At 60.4% G+C, this 18,163-nt stretch carries 14 protein-coding genes; 4 read left to right on the forward strand and 10 right to left on the reverse strand.

The annotated features are described in order from the left end of the window. The first annotated feature begins 61 nt into the window (after window positions 1-61). Window positions 62-1,210, forward strand: a complete 1,149-nt coding sequence (gene macA, locus ACSPX5_RS06390; protein ID WP_207865990.1) for a macrolide transporter subunit MacA — start codon at window positions 62-64, stop codon at window positions 1,208-1,210. Between the two features lie 2 nt (window positions 1,211-1,212). Further along, the gene (locus tag ACSPX5_RS06395; protein ID WP_439821202.1) at window positions 1,213-3,168 is read left to right on the forward strand and encodes a MacB family efflux pump subunit; all 1,956 of its coding nucleotides are present in this window, start codon (window positions 1,213-1,215) and stop codon (window positions 3,166-3,168) included. A gap of 63 nt (window positions 3,169-3,231) precedes the next feature. Here the strand turns inward: ACSPX5_RS06395 and ACSPX5_RS06400 are convergent, their stop codons facing one another. The 10 genes from ACSPX5_RS06400 to ACSPX5_RS06445 all read right to left on the reverse strand — a co-directional run bounded on the left by ACSPX5_RS06400 (window position 3,232) and on the right by ACSPX5_RS06445 (window position 15,397). Beyond that, complete coding sequence (locus ACSPX5_RS06400) at window positions 3,232-4,005, reverse strand: helix-turn-helix transcriptional regulator (RefSeq protein ID WP_323162182.1); 774 nt, start codon at window positions 4,003-4,005, stop codon at window positions 3,232-3,234. Between the two features lie 914 nt (window positions 4,006-4,919). Next, on the reverse strand, window positions 4,920-6,152 hold the full coding sequence (gene glcF, locus ACSPX5_RS06405) for a glycolate oxidase subunit GlcF (protein WP_439821203.1): 1,233 nt from the start codon (window positions 6,150-6,152) through the stop codon (window positions 4,920-4,922). Between the two features lie 3 nt (window positions 6,153-6,155). Further along, window positions 6,156-7,220, reverse strand: coding sequence for a glycolate oxidase subunit GlcE (gene glcE, locus ACSPX5_RS06410; protein ID WP_439821204.1), 1,065 nt, complete (start codon window positions 7,218-7,220; stop codon window positions 6,156-6,158). After that, window positions 7,220-8,719: a glycolate oxidase subunit GlcD gene (glcD, locus tag ACSPX5_RS06415; protein WP_439821205.1), complete on the reverse strand. Its 1,500-nt coding sequence runs from the start codon at window positions 8,717-8,719 to the stop codon at window positions 7,220-7,222. The genes glcE and glcD overlap by 1 nt, the downstream gene beginning before the upstream one ends. A gap of 38 nt (window positions 8,720-8,757) precedes the next feature. Continuing rightward, window positions 8,758-9,597, reverse strand: coding sequence for a glutathione-dependent disulfide-bond oxidoreductase (gene yghU / locus ACSPX5_RS06420; protein ID WP_207865980.1), 840 nt, complete (start codon window positions 9,595-9,597; stop codon window positions 8,758-8,760). Window positions 9,598-9,725: 128 nt separating this feature from the next. Further along, complete coding sequence (gene proP, locus ACSPX5_RS06425; RefSeq protein ID WP_323162179.1) at window positions 9,726-11,225, reverse strand: glycine betaine/L-proline transporter ProP; 1,500 nt, start codon at window positions 11,223-11,225, stop codon at window positions 9,726-9,728. Between the two features lie 180 nt (window positions 11,226-11,405). After that, complete coding sequence (locus ACSPX5_RS06430) at window positions 11,406-12,788, reverse strand: LLM class flavin-dependent oxidoreductase (RefSeq protein ID WP_439821206.1); 1,383 nt, start codon at window positions 12,786-12,788, stop codon at window positions 11,406-11,408. 35 nt (window positions 12,789-12,823) lie between these two features. Continuing rightward, window positions 12,824-13,669: an amino acid ABC transporter permease gene (locus ACSPX5_RS06435; protein WP_439821207.1), complete on the reverse strand. Its 846-nt coding sequence runs from the start codon at window positions 13,667-13,669 to the stop codon at window positions 12,824-12,826. After that, window positions 13,666-14,487: an ABC transporter substrate-binding protein gene (locus tag ACSPX5_RS06440; RefSeq protein WP_169429934.1), complete on the reverse strand. Its 822-nt coding sequence runs from the start codon at window positions 14,485-14,487 to the stop codon at window positions 13,666-13,668. Before ACSPX5_RS06440 ends, ACSPX5_RS06435 begins: the two co-directional genes overlap by 4 nt. 109 nt (window positions 14,488-14,596) lie before the next feature. Then, window positions 14,597-15,397 (reverse strand): helix-turn-helix transcriptional regulator, encoded by an 801-nt coding sequence (locus tag ACSPX5_RS06445; protein WP_439822006.1) that lies wholly within the window; start codon window positions 15,395-15,397, stop codon window positions 14,597-14,599. A gap of 96 nt (window positions 15,398-15,493) precedes the next feature. Here ACSPX5_RS06445 and ACSPX5_RS06450 point away from each other — a divergent pair, with 96 nt between their 5' ends. Next, window positions 15,494-16,450: a threonine dehydratase gene (locus tag ACSPX5_RS06450; protein ID WP_439821208.1), complete on the forward strand. Its 957-nt coding sequence runs from the start codon at window positions 15,494-15,496 to the stop codon at window positions 16,448-16,450. Window positions 16,451-16,553: 103 nt separating this feature from the next. Beyond that, complete coding sequence (locus ACSPX5_RS06455) at window positions 16,554-18,098, forward strand: class I SAM-dependent methyltransferase (protein WP_439821209.1); 1,545 nt, start codon at window positions 16,554-16,556, stop codon at window positions 18,096-18,098. Window positions 18,099-18,163: the final 65 nt, after the last annotated feature.

Genomic DNA, 18,163 nt, shown 5'->3' on the forward strand with positions numbered 1-18,163 from the left:
GCTTTTATCCTGGAACCCGGCCGCTGGCCGGGCTCAACCCTGAACGGAATTGTGGTCATTTATGGAACAGTCGAAGTTGCGCAAAGTCGGTCTGGGAATCGCCTTGACGCTGGTGGCCGGGTTGGTGTTCTACACGGTGCAGGCGCCGGCCGAGGCACCGCAATACCTGACCGCTACGGTCGAACGCGCTGACATTGAAAACGCAGTGCTGGCCACCGGTCTGCTGGAGGGGATCAAGCAGGTGGACGTCGGAGCCCAGGTTTCGGGGCAATTGAAGTCGCTGAAGGTCAAGGTCGGCGACAAGGTCAAGAAGGGCCAGTGGCTGGCGGAAATCGACCCGCTGGTGCTGCAGAACACCCTGCGTCAGGCACAGGTCGATGAGGAAAATCTCCAAGCCCAGCGCCGGGCGACCCAGGCTCAGTTACGGCAGACCAAGGCGCTCTATGAGCGTTATCAGAACCTGCAGGAGGACGCCTCGATTTCGCGGCAGGATTTCGAAACCGCGCAATCGAATTACGAGGTGCAGCAGGCCAATCTGTTGTCGCTGGATGCGCAGATCAAGAGCGCGCATATCCAGATCGACACCGCCAAGGTCAATCTGGCCTACACGCGGATCGTTGCGCCCATCGACGGCGACGTGGTGGGCATCGTGACTCAGGAAGGCCAGACCGTGATTGCCAACCAACTGGCGCCGATCCTGCTGAAACTCGCGGACCTGGACACCATGACCGTCAAGGCTCAGGTGTCGGAGGCGGATGTCATTCACATCGCGCCGGGGCAGGAGGTGTACTTCACCATTCTGGGCGAGGACAAGCGTTATTACGGCAAGCTGCGCGGCACCGAGCCTGCGCCGCAGAACTTCCTGGAAACCCCGCCTGCAGGCACGCCGAAGCAGAATACGGCGGTGTTCTACAACGCGTTGTTCGAGGTGCCGAATCCCGACCACCGTTTGCGGATCTCCATGACCGCTCAGGTGCGGGTGGTACTCGACACCGCCAAATCGGTGCTGACGATTCCGGTAGCGGCACTGGGGCCGCGCAACAACGATGGCAGTTTCCCGGTACGAGTTCTGGATACGAAGGGGCAAGCGCAATCGCGCAATGTGCAGACCGGGATCAACAACAACGTCAAGGTACAGGTCAACGAAGGCCTCGCCGAAGGTGACCGCGTGGTGATCGGTGATCCGGTGTCGAAAGTGGCAGGGACATGAGCATGAGCGAACCTCTGCTGCAACTGACCGGCATCACCCGCAGTTTCACCGCTGGCGACCGCGAATTTCTGGCGCTGAAAAACATCGACCTGACGATCAACGCCGGGGAAATGGTCGCCATCATCGGGGCCTCCGGTTCGGGTAAGTCGACCCTGATGAACATCCTCGGCTGCCTCGATTACGCCACGAGTGGCAGCTACAAAATCAACGGCCGGGAAACCCGGGATCTGGACAATCAGGCGCTGGCCGAACTGCGCCGCGACTACTTCGGTTTCATCTTTCAGCGCTACCACCTGCTGCCGCATCTGAGCGCGATGCACAACGTCGAGATGCCCGCGATCTACGCCGGCACGCCGGAACCACAGCGGCATGCCCGGGCTCGGGAACTGTTAGCGCGTCTGGGGCTGGAAGGGCACCTGACCCATCGTCCGAGTCAACTCTCGGGTGGTCAGCAGCAGCGTGTGAGTATCGCCCGGGCCTTGATGAACGGTGGGGAGGTGATCCTTGCCGATGAGCCGACAGGCGCCCTCGACACCACCAGCGGCAAGGAGGTGATGCGCATTCTGCTGGAGCTGCACGCGGCCGGGCACACGGTGATTCTGGTGACTCACGACCCCAAGGTTGCCGCCAATGCCGAGCGCATCATTGAAGTCAGCGACGGCGAAATCCTCAGCGACCGCCGCAACGAGCGCGACAGCACGGCATTGAGCAACGAGGACGCGGTGCCCAAGTCGACGGCGGCGCGGCGTCTGGTGGCCAGACTCGGGTTGTTCAAGGAGGCGTTCAACATGGCCTGGGTCGCGCTGATCTCCCATCGGATGCGTACCCTGCTGACCATGCTCGGGATCGTCATCGGCATCACCTCGGTGGTATCGATTTCGGCCATCGGTGAGGGGGCCAAGCGCTACGTTCTGAAAGATATTCAGGCCATCGGCAGCAACACCATCGATATCTATTCCGGCACCAGTTTCGGTGACAGTCGCTCGGCGGCCATCGAAACCCTGGTGCCGGCCGACGTCGCGGCGCTCAATCAGTTGTATTACGTCGACAGCGCGACGCCGGTGGTCGGGCGCAATCTGCTGCTGCGCTACCGCAATATCGACCTTGATGCGCAGGTCAACGGCGTCAGCGATCTGTATTTCCAGGTACGCGGAATCAAGATGGAGGCGGGTATCGCGTTCAGCGAAAGCGATGCCCGGCGCCAGGCGCAAGTGGCGGTGATCGATCACAACACCCGCCATCGGTTGTTCGGCGAGGGTGTCGATCCGCTGGGGCAGGTGATCCTGATCGGCAACCTGCCGTGTACCGTGATCGGTGTGGCGGCAGAGAACAAAAACATCTTCTCGTCGAGCAAGTCGCTCAATGTCTGGGTGCCCTATGAAACCGCAGCCGGACGGTTGTTGGGCCAGCGTTACCTGGACAGCATCAGCGTGCGGATCAAGGACGGTCAGCCGAGCAAGATCGTGGAAGACAACGTCAACAAACTGATGCTGCAGCGCCACGGCACCAAGGATTTCTTCACCAATAACCTCGACAGCGTGATGCAGACCGTGCAGAAAACCAGCCGCTCACTGGCGCTGTTGCTGTCGCTGATTGCGGTGATTTCCCTGGTGGTCGGCGGTATCGGGGTGATGAACATCATGCTGGTGTCGGTCACCGAACGTACCCGCGAGATCGGTATCCGCATGGCGGTCGGGGCGCGGCAGTCGGACATTCGTCAGCAATTTCTGGTGGAGGCGGTGATGGTCTGTCTGCTGGGTGGGGCGATTGGAATTTCGTTGAGTTACGCCATCGGCCACTTGTTTTCGCTATTCATCAAGGAGTGGGAGATGGTGTTCTCGCTGAGCTCGGTGCTGACGGCGGTGTTCTGCTCGACCCTGATCGGCATCGTGTTCGGCTTCGTGCCGGCGCGCAATGCGTCGCGGCTCGATCCGATCGAGGCATTGGCCCGGGATTGACGCCGGCATGAGAAAACCGCCGTCCTTTGCAGGAGGGCGGTTTCGTTTCAGGTGTGTGAATGGTCAGGCTGCGTTCGACGGACCGCAGGCTGCCGGGCAGTCTTTCGGCGAATACATCCAGCGCATCAGCGAGTGACGTCCGCTGATGCCCAGTTTGATGGCTGCGCGTTTGAGATAGCTCTCCACGGTATTGACCTTCAGTTGCAACTGTTCGGCCAGTTCCGGTGCCGTGCGCCCGGCGAGCAGGCCGACACAGACTTCCATCTCACGGTTCGACAGGCTCAGCCCCAGTTGCTCCACACGCTCGCAAAAGCGCAGGCGCAGGGTTTCCAGGCCCAGCAGGGTGGAATCCGACTGCTCCCGGGTTTGTCCCTGGACGTCAGTGTTTGCCGGTTGCAGGGCGTTGATGTGTTTCTCGACCATCGGCAGCAGGACTGGAGAAATATCCTGCAACAAACTGCGCTCATGGGCAGAAAAGCGTTTTGACGGACCGCAACGGTAGACAGAGATCACATAGCGGTAACCGTCCTTGCGCCGGGTCAGGTGCAATTGCGAAGCGTCGGTGACCGTCGAGGGTTCGGGAGTGGGCAAATCATTGGCATTCGGCTGCGTGCTCAACTCGGAATACACCGTTTCAGCCGGCAAGGGCGCTTCCTTGATGCATTCGGGTTCGACGCGCGGTTGCGAGCGTCCCACCGGTTCCACGCGCATCTGCCGGATGTGCGTGGCGTCCACCGCCAGTTGGGTCAGGATCAGGTCATGCAGCATCCGTGGAAAATGTCGGCTGCCAGTGCTGGCAATGACCTTACCAATGTGAGGAAACAGCTGTGAGTTCATGTCGTTCATCCATGAGTTGCAGTGTGGTACTCGTATTCCTGACCCACCGGAAAGAAGCTCCGTGCCCGGCGACAGCGCATCAGGAAATTGGATCCTATCCTAGTACAACGTTTCAGCGACGGTTTAATGAAGGGGCTATTAGCTCATAACTGACGGTGAGGGGGATGTCGGGATGACAGATGTCATGGAAATGCCTTACAGCTGAACAGGGCCAATTTTATAAAAAGTCCAACAAGTGACAGTATCATGGCGCAAAAAAAGCCCGTTTCAGCCGAAGCCAAAACGGGCTTTTTCCCGCATCGACAACCGTTACTTCAGGTTGTCAAAATGGTCTCGCAGGAACTCGTAAAAGCGAAACGCTTGAAACGATCTCCATACGAGGCTCAGCGTACGCAGCAAAAGCTTCATACGTTTTGGCCTCCAGCTCGGGGGCCAAACCTCCAGCGCACTTACCGGACCATGTGTGCCTTTGGACATGCACGTCAATGTTGTCCATGAGGCGGCCGGTTGTGATCCCTCCGAGCCATCATTCCGGCACGGGTGCAAAACCGTGTCGAAGGGGATGAAACCGTTATGGCTCCAGCCAAACCTCATGGACGCACTGGCGAGTGAGCGTCGGCATATTAACCTGTCTTGTTGCGTGATTCTGAGGGGCCTGGATAAAGACTCGATGAGTTTTGTAATTCGTTGTTTCTGTCAGTCTTTTTTCAGCCTCGTCAGGGCCGACCTTGTCATTGCGTGACGTCGTTCAACACACAAAATAACGTTGCAACGAATACCAAAGATTAATAGTATTCCCGCACGTCAATGTTGTCCGTGAGACACAAAGCCCCAGCCGCAAACTGAGGCTTGTCGAAAAACCGCCCCGCAAAGGCGGTTTTTTTTCGCCCATCGTTCGACCACCGCCAGCAAACCTAGGCCTCGCTCACCACGGGCAACCCGGCATCCACCAGCTCGATCCAGTGCCTGACCGGCGTGCGTCCCGCGCCGTCGAGGTGGGCCTGGCAGCCGATATTGGCGGTGGCGATGATCTCCGGATGACCGCTTTCCAGTGCATTGAGCTTTTGGTCGCGCAGTTGCCGGGCCAGCGCGGGTTGGGTTATCGAATAAGTGCCCGCCGAGCCGCAGCACAGGTGGGCGTCCGGCACGGTCGTGAGGTTGAAGCCCAATCGGGTCAGCACCGACTCAACTGCGCCGCCGAGTTTCTGTGCGTGTTGCAAGGTACAGGGGCAGTGGAACGCCAAGCGCTGGTCGGCATGAATACCAAGGGACTCGAGCGGTTCCTCACGCAGCACTTCCACCAGATCTTTCGCCAGTGCACTTACGGCTTTCGCCTTCTCGGCATAGGCCGGATCGGTACACAGCAGGTGCCCGTAATCCTTGATGAACGCGCCGCAACCGCTGGCGGTCTGCACGATCGCTTCGGCGCCTTGTTCGATGGCCGGCCACCAGGCGTCGATGTTCTGGCGGGCGCGGTCAAGTCCCGTGCCCTGGGCGTCGAGGTGATAGTCCACGGCGCCGCAACAGCCGGCATTTCGCGCCGGAGTAATGCTGATCCCCAGTCGATCCAGCACTCGTGCTGCCGCCGCGTTTGTGTTGGGTGACAAACCCGGTTGCACGCAGCCTTCGAGCATCAGCACCTGACGGGCATGCCGCGTTACCGGGCGGGGCGCGATTGCAGAGGGGCGGCGCGGCAATTTGGCTTGCAGGGTATCAGGCAGCAGCACACGGAAGATCTGGCCGGCGCTGAGCAGTCCTTTGAACACTCCGGGATTCGACGCCACGCCACGCAAACCTCCACGCAACAAGCGTTGACCGATGGGACGCGGCACGGCGGCATCAACCACGGCGCGGCCAATGTCGAGCAGATTGTGATAGTCCACACCCGAGGGGCAGGTGGTTTCGCAATTGCGGCAGGACAGGCAACGATCCAGATGCAGTTGGGTCTTGCGGGTGACTTCGTTGCCTTCCAGCACCTGTTTGATCAGATAGATGCGACCCCGTGGGCCGTCCAGTTCATCGCCGAGCAACTGATAGGTCGGGCAGGTCGCGTTGCAGAAGCCACAGTGCACGCAGGTGCGCAGGATGCTTTCGGCTTCTTCGGCCCGGGGCAGTCGTCGGGCCTTTTCGCTGAGAGTGGTTTGCATGGCTCAAAGCTCCGCGTACAGGCGACCGGGGTTGAAAATGCCCTGAGGGTCGAGTTGTTGCTTGAGGCGACGGTGATAGTGCAGGAGGGCGGGTGGCAGCGGGTGGAAGGGCGCGTCGATCAAACCATGGCTGTAGCAGGTTGCATGCCCGCCAACAGCCGAAACCACCTGGCGAATCAGTGCCGCTTGCGCCCCTGACTTGAGCCAACGCTGGGCGCCGCCCCAGTCGAGCATTTGCAGGCCGGCCAAGGCCAGCGGCGGCGTGTTGTTCGGCACCGAAAGGCGCCACAGAGGCTGTTCTTCGTCGAAAAAGCCCAGACGCTGTTCATTCAGGTCGGCCCAGAACGATCCATCGAGCAGTTCGCCACCGAGGCGATCACGGGCCGCCGCCACCGAGCCTTCACCACCCTCCAGACGCAAGTGCAGGCGCTGGCCATCGTGGCAGGCGGCGCTGATCGGCAGCGGTTGTTGACCCCACTCGGCCATACGCTGCAAGGCCCGTTCACTGTCCATTTCCAGGCTGATGCTCAGGCACTCGCGTGGTTTGGGCAGGACCTTGAGCGAGACTTCGGTGATCACCCCCAGCGAACCATAACTGCCAACCATCAGCCGCGACAGGTCATAACCGGCGACGTTTTTCATGACCTCACCGCCAAAACGCAAGTGCTTGCCATGGCCGGTGATGATCCGTGTACCCAGCACGAAATCCCGAACCGACCCCGACCACGGACGGCGCGGCCCCGACAGCCCGCTGGCGATCATCCCGCCCACCGTCGCCTCGTCGGCGAAGGCCGGTGGTTCGCATGGCAACATCTGTTGTGATGCGTCCAGCACCGCCAGCAGTTCGGCCAGTGGAGTACCGCAACGTGCGGTGATCACCAGTTCCGTCGGGTCGTAGCTGACGATGCCACGATGGGTGCGGGTGTCGAGGATTTCTCCGGCGACGATGCGGCCCAGAAATGCCTTGCTGTTGGCGCCCTGAATCCGCAGAGGCGTGGCGTCTTGCAACGCCTGATTCACCTGATCGAGCAGTGCGGCGCTGTCGTCGACATCCCTTTCTCGGACCATCAGAAACGCTCCAGCTCGGGGAAGGGCAGTTGCCCGGCATGAACATGCATGGCGCCGAATTCGGCGCAGCGGTGCAGGGTCGGAATGTTTTTGCCCGGATTGAGCAGCCCGCCGGGGTCGAACGCGGCTTTGACGGCGTGGAACAGGGTCAGCTCATCGTTGTTGAACTGCGCGCACATCTGATTGATTTTCTCCCGCCCCACACCGTGTTCGCCGGTGATGCTGCCGCCGACCTTCACGCACAATTCGAGGATTTTCCCTCCCAGCGTTTCGGCGCGTTCCAGCTCGCCGGGCTGATTGGCGTCGAACAGAATCAACGGGTGCATATTGCCGTCGCCGGCATGGAACACGTTGGCCACCCGCAGGCCGTATTCGGCGGATAACTGCGCGATGGCTTGCAGCACGCCAGGCAGTTCGCGGCGCGGGATGGTGCCGTCCATGCAGTAATAATCCGGGGACAAGCGGCCCACGGCCGGGAAGGCATTTTTGCGTCCGGCCCAGAAGCGCACGCGCTCAGCCTCGTCCCTGGCCTGACGCACTTGCGTCGCGCCAGCATTCTCCAGCACCTGGCGCACGCGAATGCAGTCGGCGTGGACGTCGGCTTCGACGCCATCGAGTTCGCACAGCAGGATCGCTTCGGCGTCCACCGGGTAGCCGGCGTGGATGAAGGCCTCGGCGGCGCGGATCGCCAGGTTGTCCATCATTTCCAGGCCACCGGGAATGATCCCGGCGGCGATGATGTCAGCCACGGCTCGGCCGGCGTTCTCCACGGAATCGAACGCGGCCAACAGGACTTTGGCGGTCTGTGGTTTGGGTAGCAACTTGACTGTGACTTCGGTGATCACACCCAGCAGGCCTTCGGAGCCGGTGAACAGCGCCAGCAAGTCGAAACCGGGGGAATCGAGCGCATCGGCGCCGAGCGTGAGGTGTTCGCCCTCGACGGTCAGGATCTCGACCTTGAGCAGGTTGTGCACGGTCAGACCGTACTTGAGGCAATGCACGCCACCCGCATTTTCCGCCACGTTGCCGCCGATGGAGCAGGCAATCTGCGAGGACGGATCCGGCGCGTAATACAGGCCGAACGGGGAGGCCGCCTGGGAAATCGCCAGATTGCGTACCCCGGGCTGAACCCGTGCGGTGCGGGCTCCCGGATCGATGTGCAGGATATTGTTGAAGCGTGCCATCACCAGCAGCACACCTTTCTCCAGAGGCAACGCACCTCCGGACAACCCGGTGCCGGCACCCCGGGCCACCACCGGCACGTTTCTCTCATGACAGATTCGCAAAACGCCCTGCACCTCATCGAGATGCCGGGGCAGCACAACCAGTAACGGCGTGGTGCGGCAGGCCGACAAACCGTCGCATTCGTACGGCTTGAGATCCTCGCGCTGATGCAGGATTTCCAGTGCGGGCCACCGGTTTTGCAGCGCCTGCAACAGCGCAGCCTTGTCGACGTCCGGCAGGGCGCCGTCGATCTGTTCATCGTAGAGAATGTTCATGCGGGCGCCCCCTGGTTTTTGTTATCGGGTGCGAGCGATCAGTCCAGATCAGCCGCCTCATGCCGTTCCGGCACCTGGCTCGCTTCATCACCCCAGGTGCGGTTGACGCGCTGCCCACGAATGACCGCCGGCCGTTTGGCGATGTCCTCGGCCCAGCGCTGTACATGGGTGTATTCGTGAGCCGAGAGAAATTCGGCCGCGCCGTACACGTTGTTGCGCACCAGTTGTCCATACCACGGCCAGACCGCAATGTCGGCGATGGTGTAATGGTCGCCGGCAAGGTAAGGGCTCTCGGCCAGGCGTCGATCGAGCACATCCAGCTGACGTTTGGCTTCCATGGTGAAGCGGTCGATCGGGTATTGGAGTTTCTCCGGCGCATAGGCATAAAAATGCCCGAAACCGCCACCCAGATACGGAGCGGAGCCCATCTGCCAGAACAGCCAGTTCAGGGTTTCGGTACGACCGGCGAGGTCGGTGGGCAGGAAGGCGCCGAATTTCTCGGCGAGGTAAAGCAGGATCGAGCCTGACTCGAACACCCGGATCGCCGGCTCGACACTTCGATCGAGCAGTGCAGGGATCTTGGAGTTCGGGTTGATCTCGACAAAGCCGCTGGAGAACTGATCGCCTTCACCGATGCGAATCAGCCAGGCGTCGTATTCGGCCTCAGTGTGCCCGAGCGCCAGCAACTCTTCGAGCAGGATGGTGACCTTGACGCCATTGGGCGTGGCCAGCGAATACAGTTGCAACGGATGCTTGCCGACGGGCAGGGTCTTGTCATGGGTCGGCCCGGCGATCGGGCGGTTGATGTTGGCGAACTGGCCGCCGGACGGAGCGCTGTGTTTCCAGACCTTGGGTGGTACGTAAGGCGCCTTGCTCATGAAACGGACCTCGTCGTCAGGTTGCTCAATGGATGTGAGCCGGTAGCAAGCTACCGGTTCCTGCCGAACAGAACACCACAGAAGGGCGTTTGAATTCCACCCTGTTGTCACATCAACTCTTCATATCGTTATTCGATCCGCGGATGCTGCTGCACCAGGTGTTCGCGCTTGGCTTCCAGTTCGGCGATTTCGGCGTCGATGTCTTCGATCTTCTGTTCGATGTTGTCGTGATGTTCTTGCAGCAGCTCCTTGGCTTCTTCGATATCGGAGGCTGCAGGGGCTGCGCCGCGTAGCGGTTTGTTGGCGGTTTCTTTCATGGTCACACCGGTGATCAGCCCGACGACGGCAGTCACCATCAGGTAATAGGCCGGCATGTACAGATTCCGGGTACTCTCCACCAGCCAGGCCACGACGGTCGGCGTCACACCGGCGATCAGCACCGAGACGTTGAACGCACTGGCCAGCGCGCTGTAGCGGATGTGAGTCGGAAACATCGCCGGCAGCGTAGAGGCCATGACGCCAATGAAAAAGTTGAGCACCACGGCCAATATCAGCAGGCCGGAAAAGATCAGGCCGATCTTGCCGCTGTTGATCAGCATGAACGCTGGAATGGCGAGGATGAACAGACCGATGCTGCCGAAGATGATGAAGGGGCGACGGCCGATCTTGTCGCTGATGAAACCGATGGCAGGTTGCACGAACAGCATGCCGACCATGATCGCGATGATGATCAGCACCCCGCGATTTTCGCTGTAATGCAGGTTGTGCGAGAGGTAGCTCGGCATGTAGGTCAACAGCATGTAATAGGTGACGTTGGTGGCGGCCACCACGCCGATGCAGGTCATCAGGCTGCGCCAGTGTTTGGTTGCGACTTCCTTGAACGACACTTTCGGGCCGCCGGCCAGACCTTCACGGTCACCTTGTTCAAGCTTCTCGACATGCTGCTGAAACGCCGGCGTCTCTTCGAGCGCATGGCGCAGGTAAAGCCCGATCATGCCCAACGGCAGGGCGAGGAAGAAGGGCAGGCGCCAGCCCCATTCCTGGAATTTTTCTTCACCGATGATTGCGGAAATCAGTACCACCACGCCGGCGCCGAGGACGAAACCGGCGATGGAACCGAAGTCCAGCCAACTGCCGAGGAAGCCGCGTTTGCGATCCGGCGCGTATTCGGCGACGAAGATCGAAGCGCCGGTGTACTCGCCTCCGACCGAAAAGCCCTGGGCCATTTTCGCCAGCAGCAGGAGTATCGGCGCCCAGATGCCGATCGAGGCATAGGACGGAATCAGCCCGATGGCAAAGGTGCTGAGCGACATGATCACGATGGTCGCTGCGAGGACTTTCTGTCGTCCGTACTTGTCCCCCAGCGCACCGAAGAACAGCCCGCCCAGCGGCCGGATCAGGAACGGTACCGAGAATGTCGCCAGTGCCGCGATCATCTGCACGCCGGGATCGGCGCCGGGGAAGAAAACCTTGCCCAGCACATAGGCAACGAAGCCGTAGACGCCGAAGTCGAACCACTCCATCGCGTTGCCCAGCGCCGCAGCCGTGATGGCCTTGCGCATCTTGGCGTCGTCGACAATGGTGATGTCTTTCAGTCCGATCGGGCTGACGCTTTCCTTTGATTCCATGGGATTCACTCTGCATCTGATCTGTCTTTGTGCAAACCGAAAGGCCCTAAGAGGCAAGGGCCAGAGCGGTTCACCTTGGTCGATGCCATCTCTTTGATGGCACGGCTTCTTCCAGATCAGATACAAGTGGACACGAAAAAATTCACCACTGATTTCGTTTTTTACCGATGGCGAAAGTGGTTACAGCGCTCGGTCGAAACGAAACGATGCCCCATAGGCCGAGGCCGGCAAGTGACTCGAGCCATCGTCGCGCAGCCTTGAACGAAACGTTCCGCGCTGAGGTTCGGTGCGATACAAACCGCGCTTCTGCAACTCGGGAATGATCAGTTCGACGAAGTCTTCAAGGCTCCCAGGGCTGATCAGCGGATTGAGCATATAGCCGCTGGTGCCGGAAATCCGCGCGTGTTCTTCGATGCGATCAGCGACCTGCTGCGGTGTGCCGACCAGAATCAGGTCAGTGCCGCGAGTGACGCTGGCGAAGCGCTGTTTGACGTCGCCCGCGGTCAGCGGCTTGCCGCTGCCATCTGGGCGCATCACGTAAGAGGTCAGGCCTTCGGTGTGTGTCGAGAGCGCTTCGCCGTCGGCGTAGCGGCTGATATCGATGCCGGTGTCACCGGCGTAGCTGACCAGTTGTGCCTGCAAGTGATAGTTGCTTTGCAACTCGTCGTATTTGCGCTGGGCCTCGATTTCGGTTTTGGCGGTGACGATGCGCAACACCGTCAGTGACTTCACATCTTCACGCTGACGGCCGCGTGCCTGGGCCTTGGCCCAGATATCTTCCAGGCCCTGACGGATTTCCTGAGGGTTGGATTTGGCAATAAAGATCAGTTCGGCATGCTTGGCCGCAAACTCGCGACCGCGCCCCGACCAGCCCGCCTGGATCAGCAACGGCGTGCGTTGTGGCGAGGGAGAGGTCAAATGCGGGCCGGCCACCCGATAATGCGTGCCTTCGTGATTGATCGGGCGCACCCGGTCGCCTCTGGCATAGAGCTGGCGGGCCTTGTCGGCGACCACGGCGTCGTCGGCCCAACTGCCTTCCCAGAGCTTGTAGGCCACATCGAGAAACTCTTCGGCGCGCTCGTAGCGATCATCGTGTCTGATCATTTGTTCCAGCCCGAAATTGCGCGCCGCACTCGACAGGTAAGACGTGACGATATTCCAGCCGACCCGGCCATTGGTCAGGTGATCCAGCGTGCTGAAGCGCCGGGCATGGGTAAACGGATGTTCATAGCTGGTGGTCACGGTGACGCCAAAGGCGAGGTTTTCCGTCACGGCAGCCAGCGCCGGAATGATCATCAGCGGATCGTTGGCCGGCGCTTCCACGGCCCATTTCATGGCCGCATCGGCATTGCCGCCGAACACATCGTAGAAGCCCAGCACATCACCAAAGAACAGCATGTCCAGGTGAGCCTGATCGGCAATCCGGGCCAGGTTCGACCAATAGCCCAGCGAGTTGATCGCCAGTCGTTCGTCAGCCGGGTGCGTCCAGAGGCTCGGCGCTCCGCCGCACCCGACACTGGCTTGTTCATAGAGCGCAAACAGCAGAGGTTTAGGATCGGACATCTTGGTTCCTGCAAGAAATCATTGAACGGAATAGCTCATCGCTGATGCTTGAAGCCTCTGCCGTAATGGCGTTCGAGGCGATGCTGGATCAGTTCGAGACCGATGGACAACAGCCAATAGATGACCGCTGCGGTGGTGAGCATTTCGATGTAGCGGTAGGACGAGCGCCCGTACGACTGCGCCAGGAACATCACTTCCCAAACGCCCATGACCGAGATCAACGATGAATCCTTGAGCATCGAAATGAACTGGCTGGTGGTCGGTGGAATGATCGTGCGCATGGCTTGCGGCAGAATGATGTGCACGAATGTCGCTGCCGGTCTCAGGCCCAGCGCGGCTGCCGCTTCACGCTGCCCCGGTGCAACCGCGAGGATGCCGGCGCGAAAGATTTCGCTGAGATACGCACCGTAGTTGAGCGAGAGGGCAATGATCCCGGCACTGATGGCGCCCGGCACGATCCCCAGTTGCGGCAGGCCCAGGTAGATCAACAGGATCTGAATCAGCAGCGGCGTACCGCGAAAGAACGAGGCGTAGAAACTCGCGATACCGAACGCCACAGCGCTGCGCGACAGGCGCGCAAGCGCCGTGACGAAACCCAGAAGCAACGAAAACCAGATCGAGCACAAGCACAGGAAAATCGTCAGCGCGGCGCCCTGCAAAAAGCCGTTCGGCCCCAGATGCAGGCCGACGAGGTTCGGCCACTTTTCCAGAATGATCGAAAACTTTAGATCGAAGCGCATGAAAAACAGCACGCACAAGCCGAACAGCACCGCCCACGTCAGATACAGGCGAGTGCGAAAGCCGAACAGCTGACGTACCAGTTGTGGCTGTTTTTCCGGGGTGACAGTGGCTTTGGCCGGATGAGGATTGAGAGCTGTCATTGGCTGATATCGGAACCGATCCACTTCCTGGATATTTTGCTCAACGTGCCGTCAGTCTTGAGTTGCGCGATGACCTCGGTGACTTTCGCATTCCATTGCTGATCGCCTTTTTCGACCGCTACCACGTTCGGCTCGGCATACAGTGGATCTCCGGCAATCTTGAAGCGCGGGTCCTGGGCGATGCGTTCACGGGCGGTGATGAGGTTGGTGACCATGGCATCCAGGCGCACGCCGGTGCCCAGTGCCAGATCCTGGAAGGCGACGGTTTCGTTGTCATACGGCGCGATCTGGACACTGTCGAACGGATAGCTCAAGGGCTTGTCCTCGGCGCCTTCGATGACCAGATTCTTGTTCAGGTAGGCCTCATAAGTCGACGCACTGATCACGCCGACTTTTTTGCCGGACAAGTCCTTGCCCGTGACGATGTCCTTGTCCTTTGCATTGACCACGATCACTGCCGGTGACTGGTAATACTCCACGGGGAAGTCGAACACTTCGGCCCGCGCCTTGCTCGGTGTCATCGAGCACACGCAGATGTCGTAGCGACCGTTCCAGTGCCCGGCGGCAATCACGTCCCAGGACGGGGTTTCGAGTTTCAGCTTGACCCCGAGACGCTCGGCGACAGCCTTGGCGACATCCACATCGAAGCCGTCGAGTTGGTTCTGGTCATTGAGAAAAGAGAAGGGCGGGTAGCTTTCCATCAGGACGCCGGTCAGCTCACCCTTTTGCGTGACGCGATCAAGAATGGGCCCCGCGAAAGCGACAGAACAACTGGCGACCAGCGCCAGGCCGAGGGTCAAAAGTGCCGGGGTCTTCACGTGCGGTGCTCCAGTCAGAAAAAATCTGAATAGATTAAAACGCACTATAAAAATAGTTTGTACTTCGTTTTTGGAATATGGATCTTGCTTGAGGCTATATCGATGTCCGCTATCTGCGCAATTGCGCCGGACTCACGCCCAGTCGCTGCTTGAACGCGCTGGTCATGTGCGCCTGGGAATTGAAACCGCAGGCGAGGGCGATTTCCGACAGGCTGGCGCGGGAGTCGCGCATCAATGCACGGGCCCGGGCCAGGCGTCGATCAATCAGATAGCTATGAGGACTTTTACCAGTGGCCTGCTTGAAGGCGCGCATGAAATAGCCTTCGGACAGTTCAAGCATTTGCGCCATGGTGTGAATGCCGAGCGGACCGTCGAGGCCGGCGTCGATGAACTCGTCGAGCAGGCGCATTCGGCTGCCGGTCATCGAGCCTTGGGGCGACGGCGTGTCTTTGCCTTCGGCGCGCTCGGCCAAGGCGAGCGCCCAGGTTTCCCAGTCATCGTCCACTGAGGCCTTCAAAAAGGCGCGGCGCATTCGTGAGGCGAGGTGAATGGCCTGCGGGTCGATGCGATTGTTGAACGCCTGCTCGCCCGACAGCGTGGTGCCGTCGGTGCGGATGACCCGCAGGTATTCACCGCCCATGGGTGACTCGGACATCACATCACAGTCGACGGGGACGAACGCCAGACTATTGGGCATGGCATCGAAGGGGCGCACCCGGTCGCTGCCGATGGCGTGCACGCCGCGTTGGCTGTCGAAGGCAAAACCGATTGCCGACTGTGCCGCCACATAGCGGGTTGCGTAGGCGGCGCCGGGCAGCAATTCGATCGCCCACGGGCCAGCCTCGATACGACGGACCGGTTCCGGGGCGACGGGTGATGGTGGGCGGTTGCGAGGGCTCATGAACGCCATAGTAGTGAAGAGCCGACGCAAAAGTCAGGTCAGTTTTTTGAAAGCCGACTGGCAGGACACGTGCCTAGACTGGAGCAAAGCCCAAGGAGACGTTCCATGCACACCCTTACTCGCGAAGACATCGAACAGGCTGCCCGCCAGGTTTACCAGGTGATGCCGGCCACCGCCCAGTATCGCTGGCCGCTGCTGACCGAACGGCTGGGCTGCACGGTGTGGGTCAAGCACGAAAACCACACACCCACCGGCGCGTTCAAGGTGCGCGGCGGCATTACCTTCATGCACTGGCTGCGCCGCGAACACCCGAACGTCAAGGGCATCGTCTCGGCCACGCGCGGCAATCACGGGCAGAGCCTGGCACTGGCGGCCAGTGCCGTCGGATTGAGGGCGTTGATCGTGGTGCCGGAGGGCAATTCGCTGGAGAAGAACAACGCCATGCGCGGATTCGGTGGCGAGGTGGTCGAGTTCGGGCGCGATTTCGATGAGGCCCGTGAGGAAGCGGCGCGCCTGGCGCTGGAACATGGGCTCTACCTGGTACCGCCCTTTCACACCGAGCTGGTCAAAGGGGTAGCGACCTATGCGCTGGAACTGCTTAACGCGGCGCCGGATCTGCACACCCTCTACGTGCCGATCGGTTGCGGCTCGGGCATTTGTGGCGTGATCGCCGCTCGTGATGCACTGGGTCTGGATACCCAGGTCGTGGGGGTGGTCTCCACGGAAGCGGCAGCTGCCAAGTTGTCCTTCGAGGCGAAAACGATCTGCGAGACCGCCTCCGCCAATACCTTTGCCGACGGGCTGGCCGTGCGCAAGCCGATTGCCGAGGCGTTCGATGTCTACGGCGCCGGCGCAACAAGGATCGTCGCGGTCAGCGAGGACGAAATCGCCGAAGCCATGCGCGTGTATTACACCGACACCCACAACCTCGCAGAAGGCGCCGGCGCCGCGGCACTGGCGGCGTTGATGCAGGAGCGGGACAGGATGCAGGGCAAAAGGGTGGGGGTGATTTTGTCCGGGGGCAACATCGACCGTGCGGTGTATGCACGAGTGATCGGTTGATAGACGACGCTTGGCTGCGGGGTGTCGCTTTTCCGCTTGTGATTGGTCCTGGCTACCCCTTATAAGATCGACTTTCACTTTCGATATAAAAAGGGTGTCACGCATGAGCAATGCCTGGAACGAAGGTTATTTCACGGACGAAGGCTACACCTACGGCTATAGCCGCGAGATCAATCCGGTTTTCCAGCGCTATTGTTTGTTGCTGCGGGGTTTTGCCACGCTGGAGAATACCGACGGTTATCACTGCGAACTGGGTTTCGGTCAGGGTGTGTCGATCAACATTCACGCGGCGGGCAATCCGGGGAGCTACGTCGGCACCGATTTCCATCCGGGCCAGGCGGCCCATGCCATCGGGCTTGCGAAAGACTGGGGCAGCGATGCGCGGCTATATGACGACAGTTTCGAGCAACTGTTGGCCCGCCATGACCTGCCGCAGTTCGACAGCATCAGCCTGCACGGCATCTGGACCTGGGTCAGCCGTGACAATCACAAGCTGATCGTCGAGTTTGTCCGTCGTCACCTCAAGCCGGGCGGTCATGCGTACATCAGCTACAACTGCTTCCCGGGCTGGTCGCCGCTGGCGCCACTGCGTCAGTTGTTCAGTCTGCATGACCGTTTTGCTTCGCAAGCCTCGGCCCGGCCGGACCAGCGCATCGACGCCGCGCTGCAGTTCTCCGAAGCCTTGCTGGCCGCCAACCCCAACTACGCCAATTCGGCACCGAATCTGGATGCCAAGCTCCAGAGCATCAAGGGCCAGAATCGCCAGTACGTCGCCCATGAATACTTCAACCGCGACTGGAATTGCATGTACTTCACCGACGTGGTCGATGCCCTGGCTCCTGCCAAACTCGACTACGCCACGACGGCTGTGCCGCTGGACTCGGTAGACCTGCTTAACCTGAGCGCCGAAGGCATGGAATTTCTGGAAGGCATCGAGCATCCGGTCATGCGCGAGCAGGCGCGTGATTACTTCGTCAATCAGAACTTCCGTCGGGACCTTTACGTGCGCGGCGCCAACCGGTTGTCCGCCTTCGAACACCGCGAGCGCATGCTCAGTACCCGTTTCGTACTGTTGCAAATGGCAGACAGCGTCGCGGTCAGCGTCACCGGTCCGGCGGGCTCGGCCACGTTGCAGGCCGAGATTTACGGTCCGGTGCTGGACGCGCTCGCGGACGATGCCTATGTGCCGAAAACCCTGCGCCATTTGCTGGAGGCCTCGCCGTCGTTGAGTTATGGCGATGTGGAGCAGGCTCTTAACGTGTTGATCGGTATGGGCGCCGTGGCACCGTGCCAGAGCGAAGCGGCCGAGCAACAGGTGCAGGCACGCTGCACCACCCTCAATCTGCAACTGTGCAGACGCTCGCTGTTCGACCACAAGATTCAGGTGCTGGCCAGCCCGGTCACCGGCGGTGGCGTGACGGTCAGCCGTTTCCAGCAGTTGTTCCTGATTTCGATCAAGCAAGGCAAGACCCGTCCGGCCGACTGGGCACTGCTGGCGTGGGGCATCATCGGCGGTCAGGGAGAGGGCTTGCTCAAGGACGGCAAGGCGCTGACCACCGCTGAAGAAAACATTGCCGAACTGACCGAACAGGCCGAGGCGTTTGCCGAGCGTTCGCTGATCGTTCTCAAGGCGTTGAAAATCGTCTAGCGGCAAAAAAGTCTTGTTGGGTCCGGTTTTTCATCGAACCGGCCGATCAGCGAACAGTTCATCGA

The sequence above is a fragment of the Pseudomonas sp. HLG18 genome, from assembly GCF_051903985.1.
GTDB lineage: Bacteria > Pseudomonadota > Gammaproteobacteria > Pseudomonadales > Pseudomonadaceae > Aquipseudomonas > Aquipseudomonas fluorescens_BT.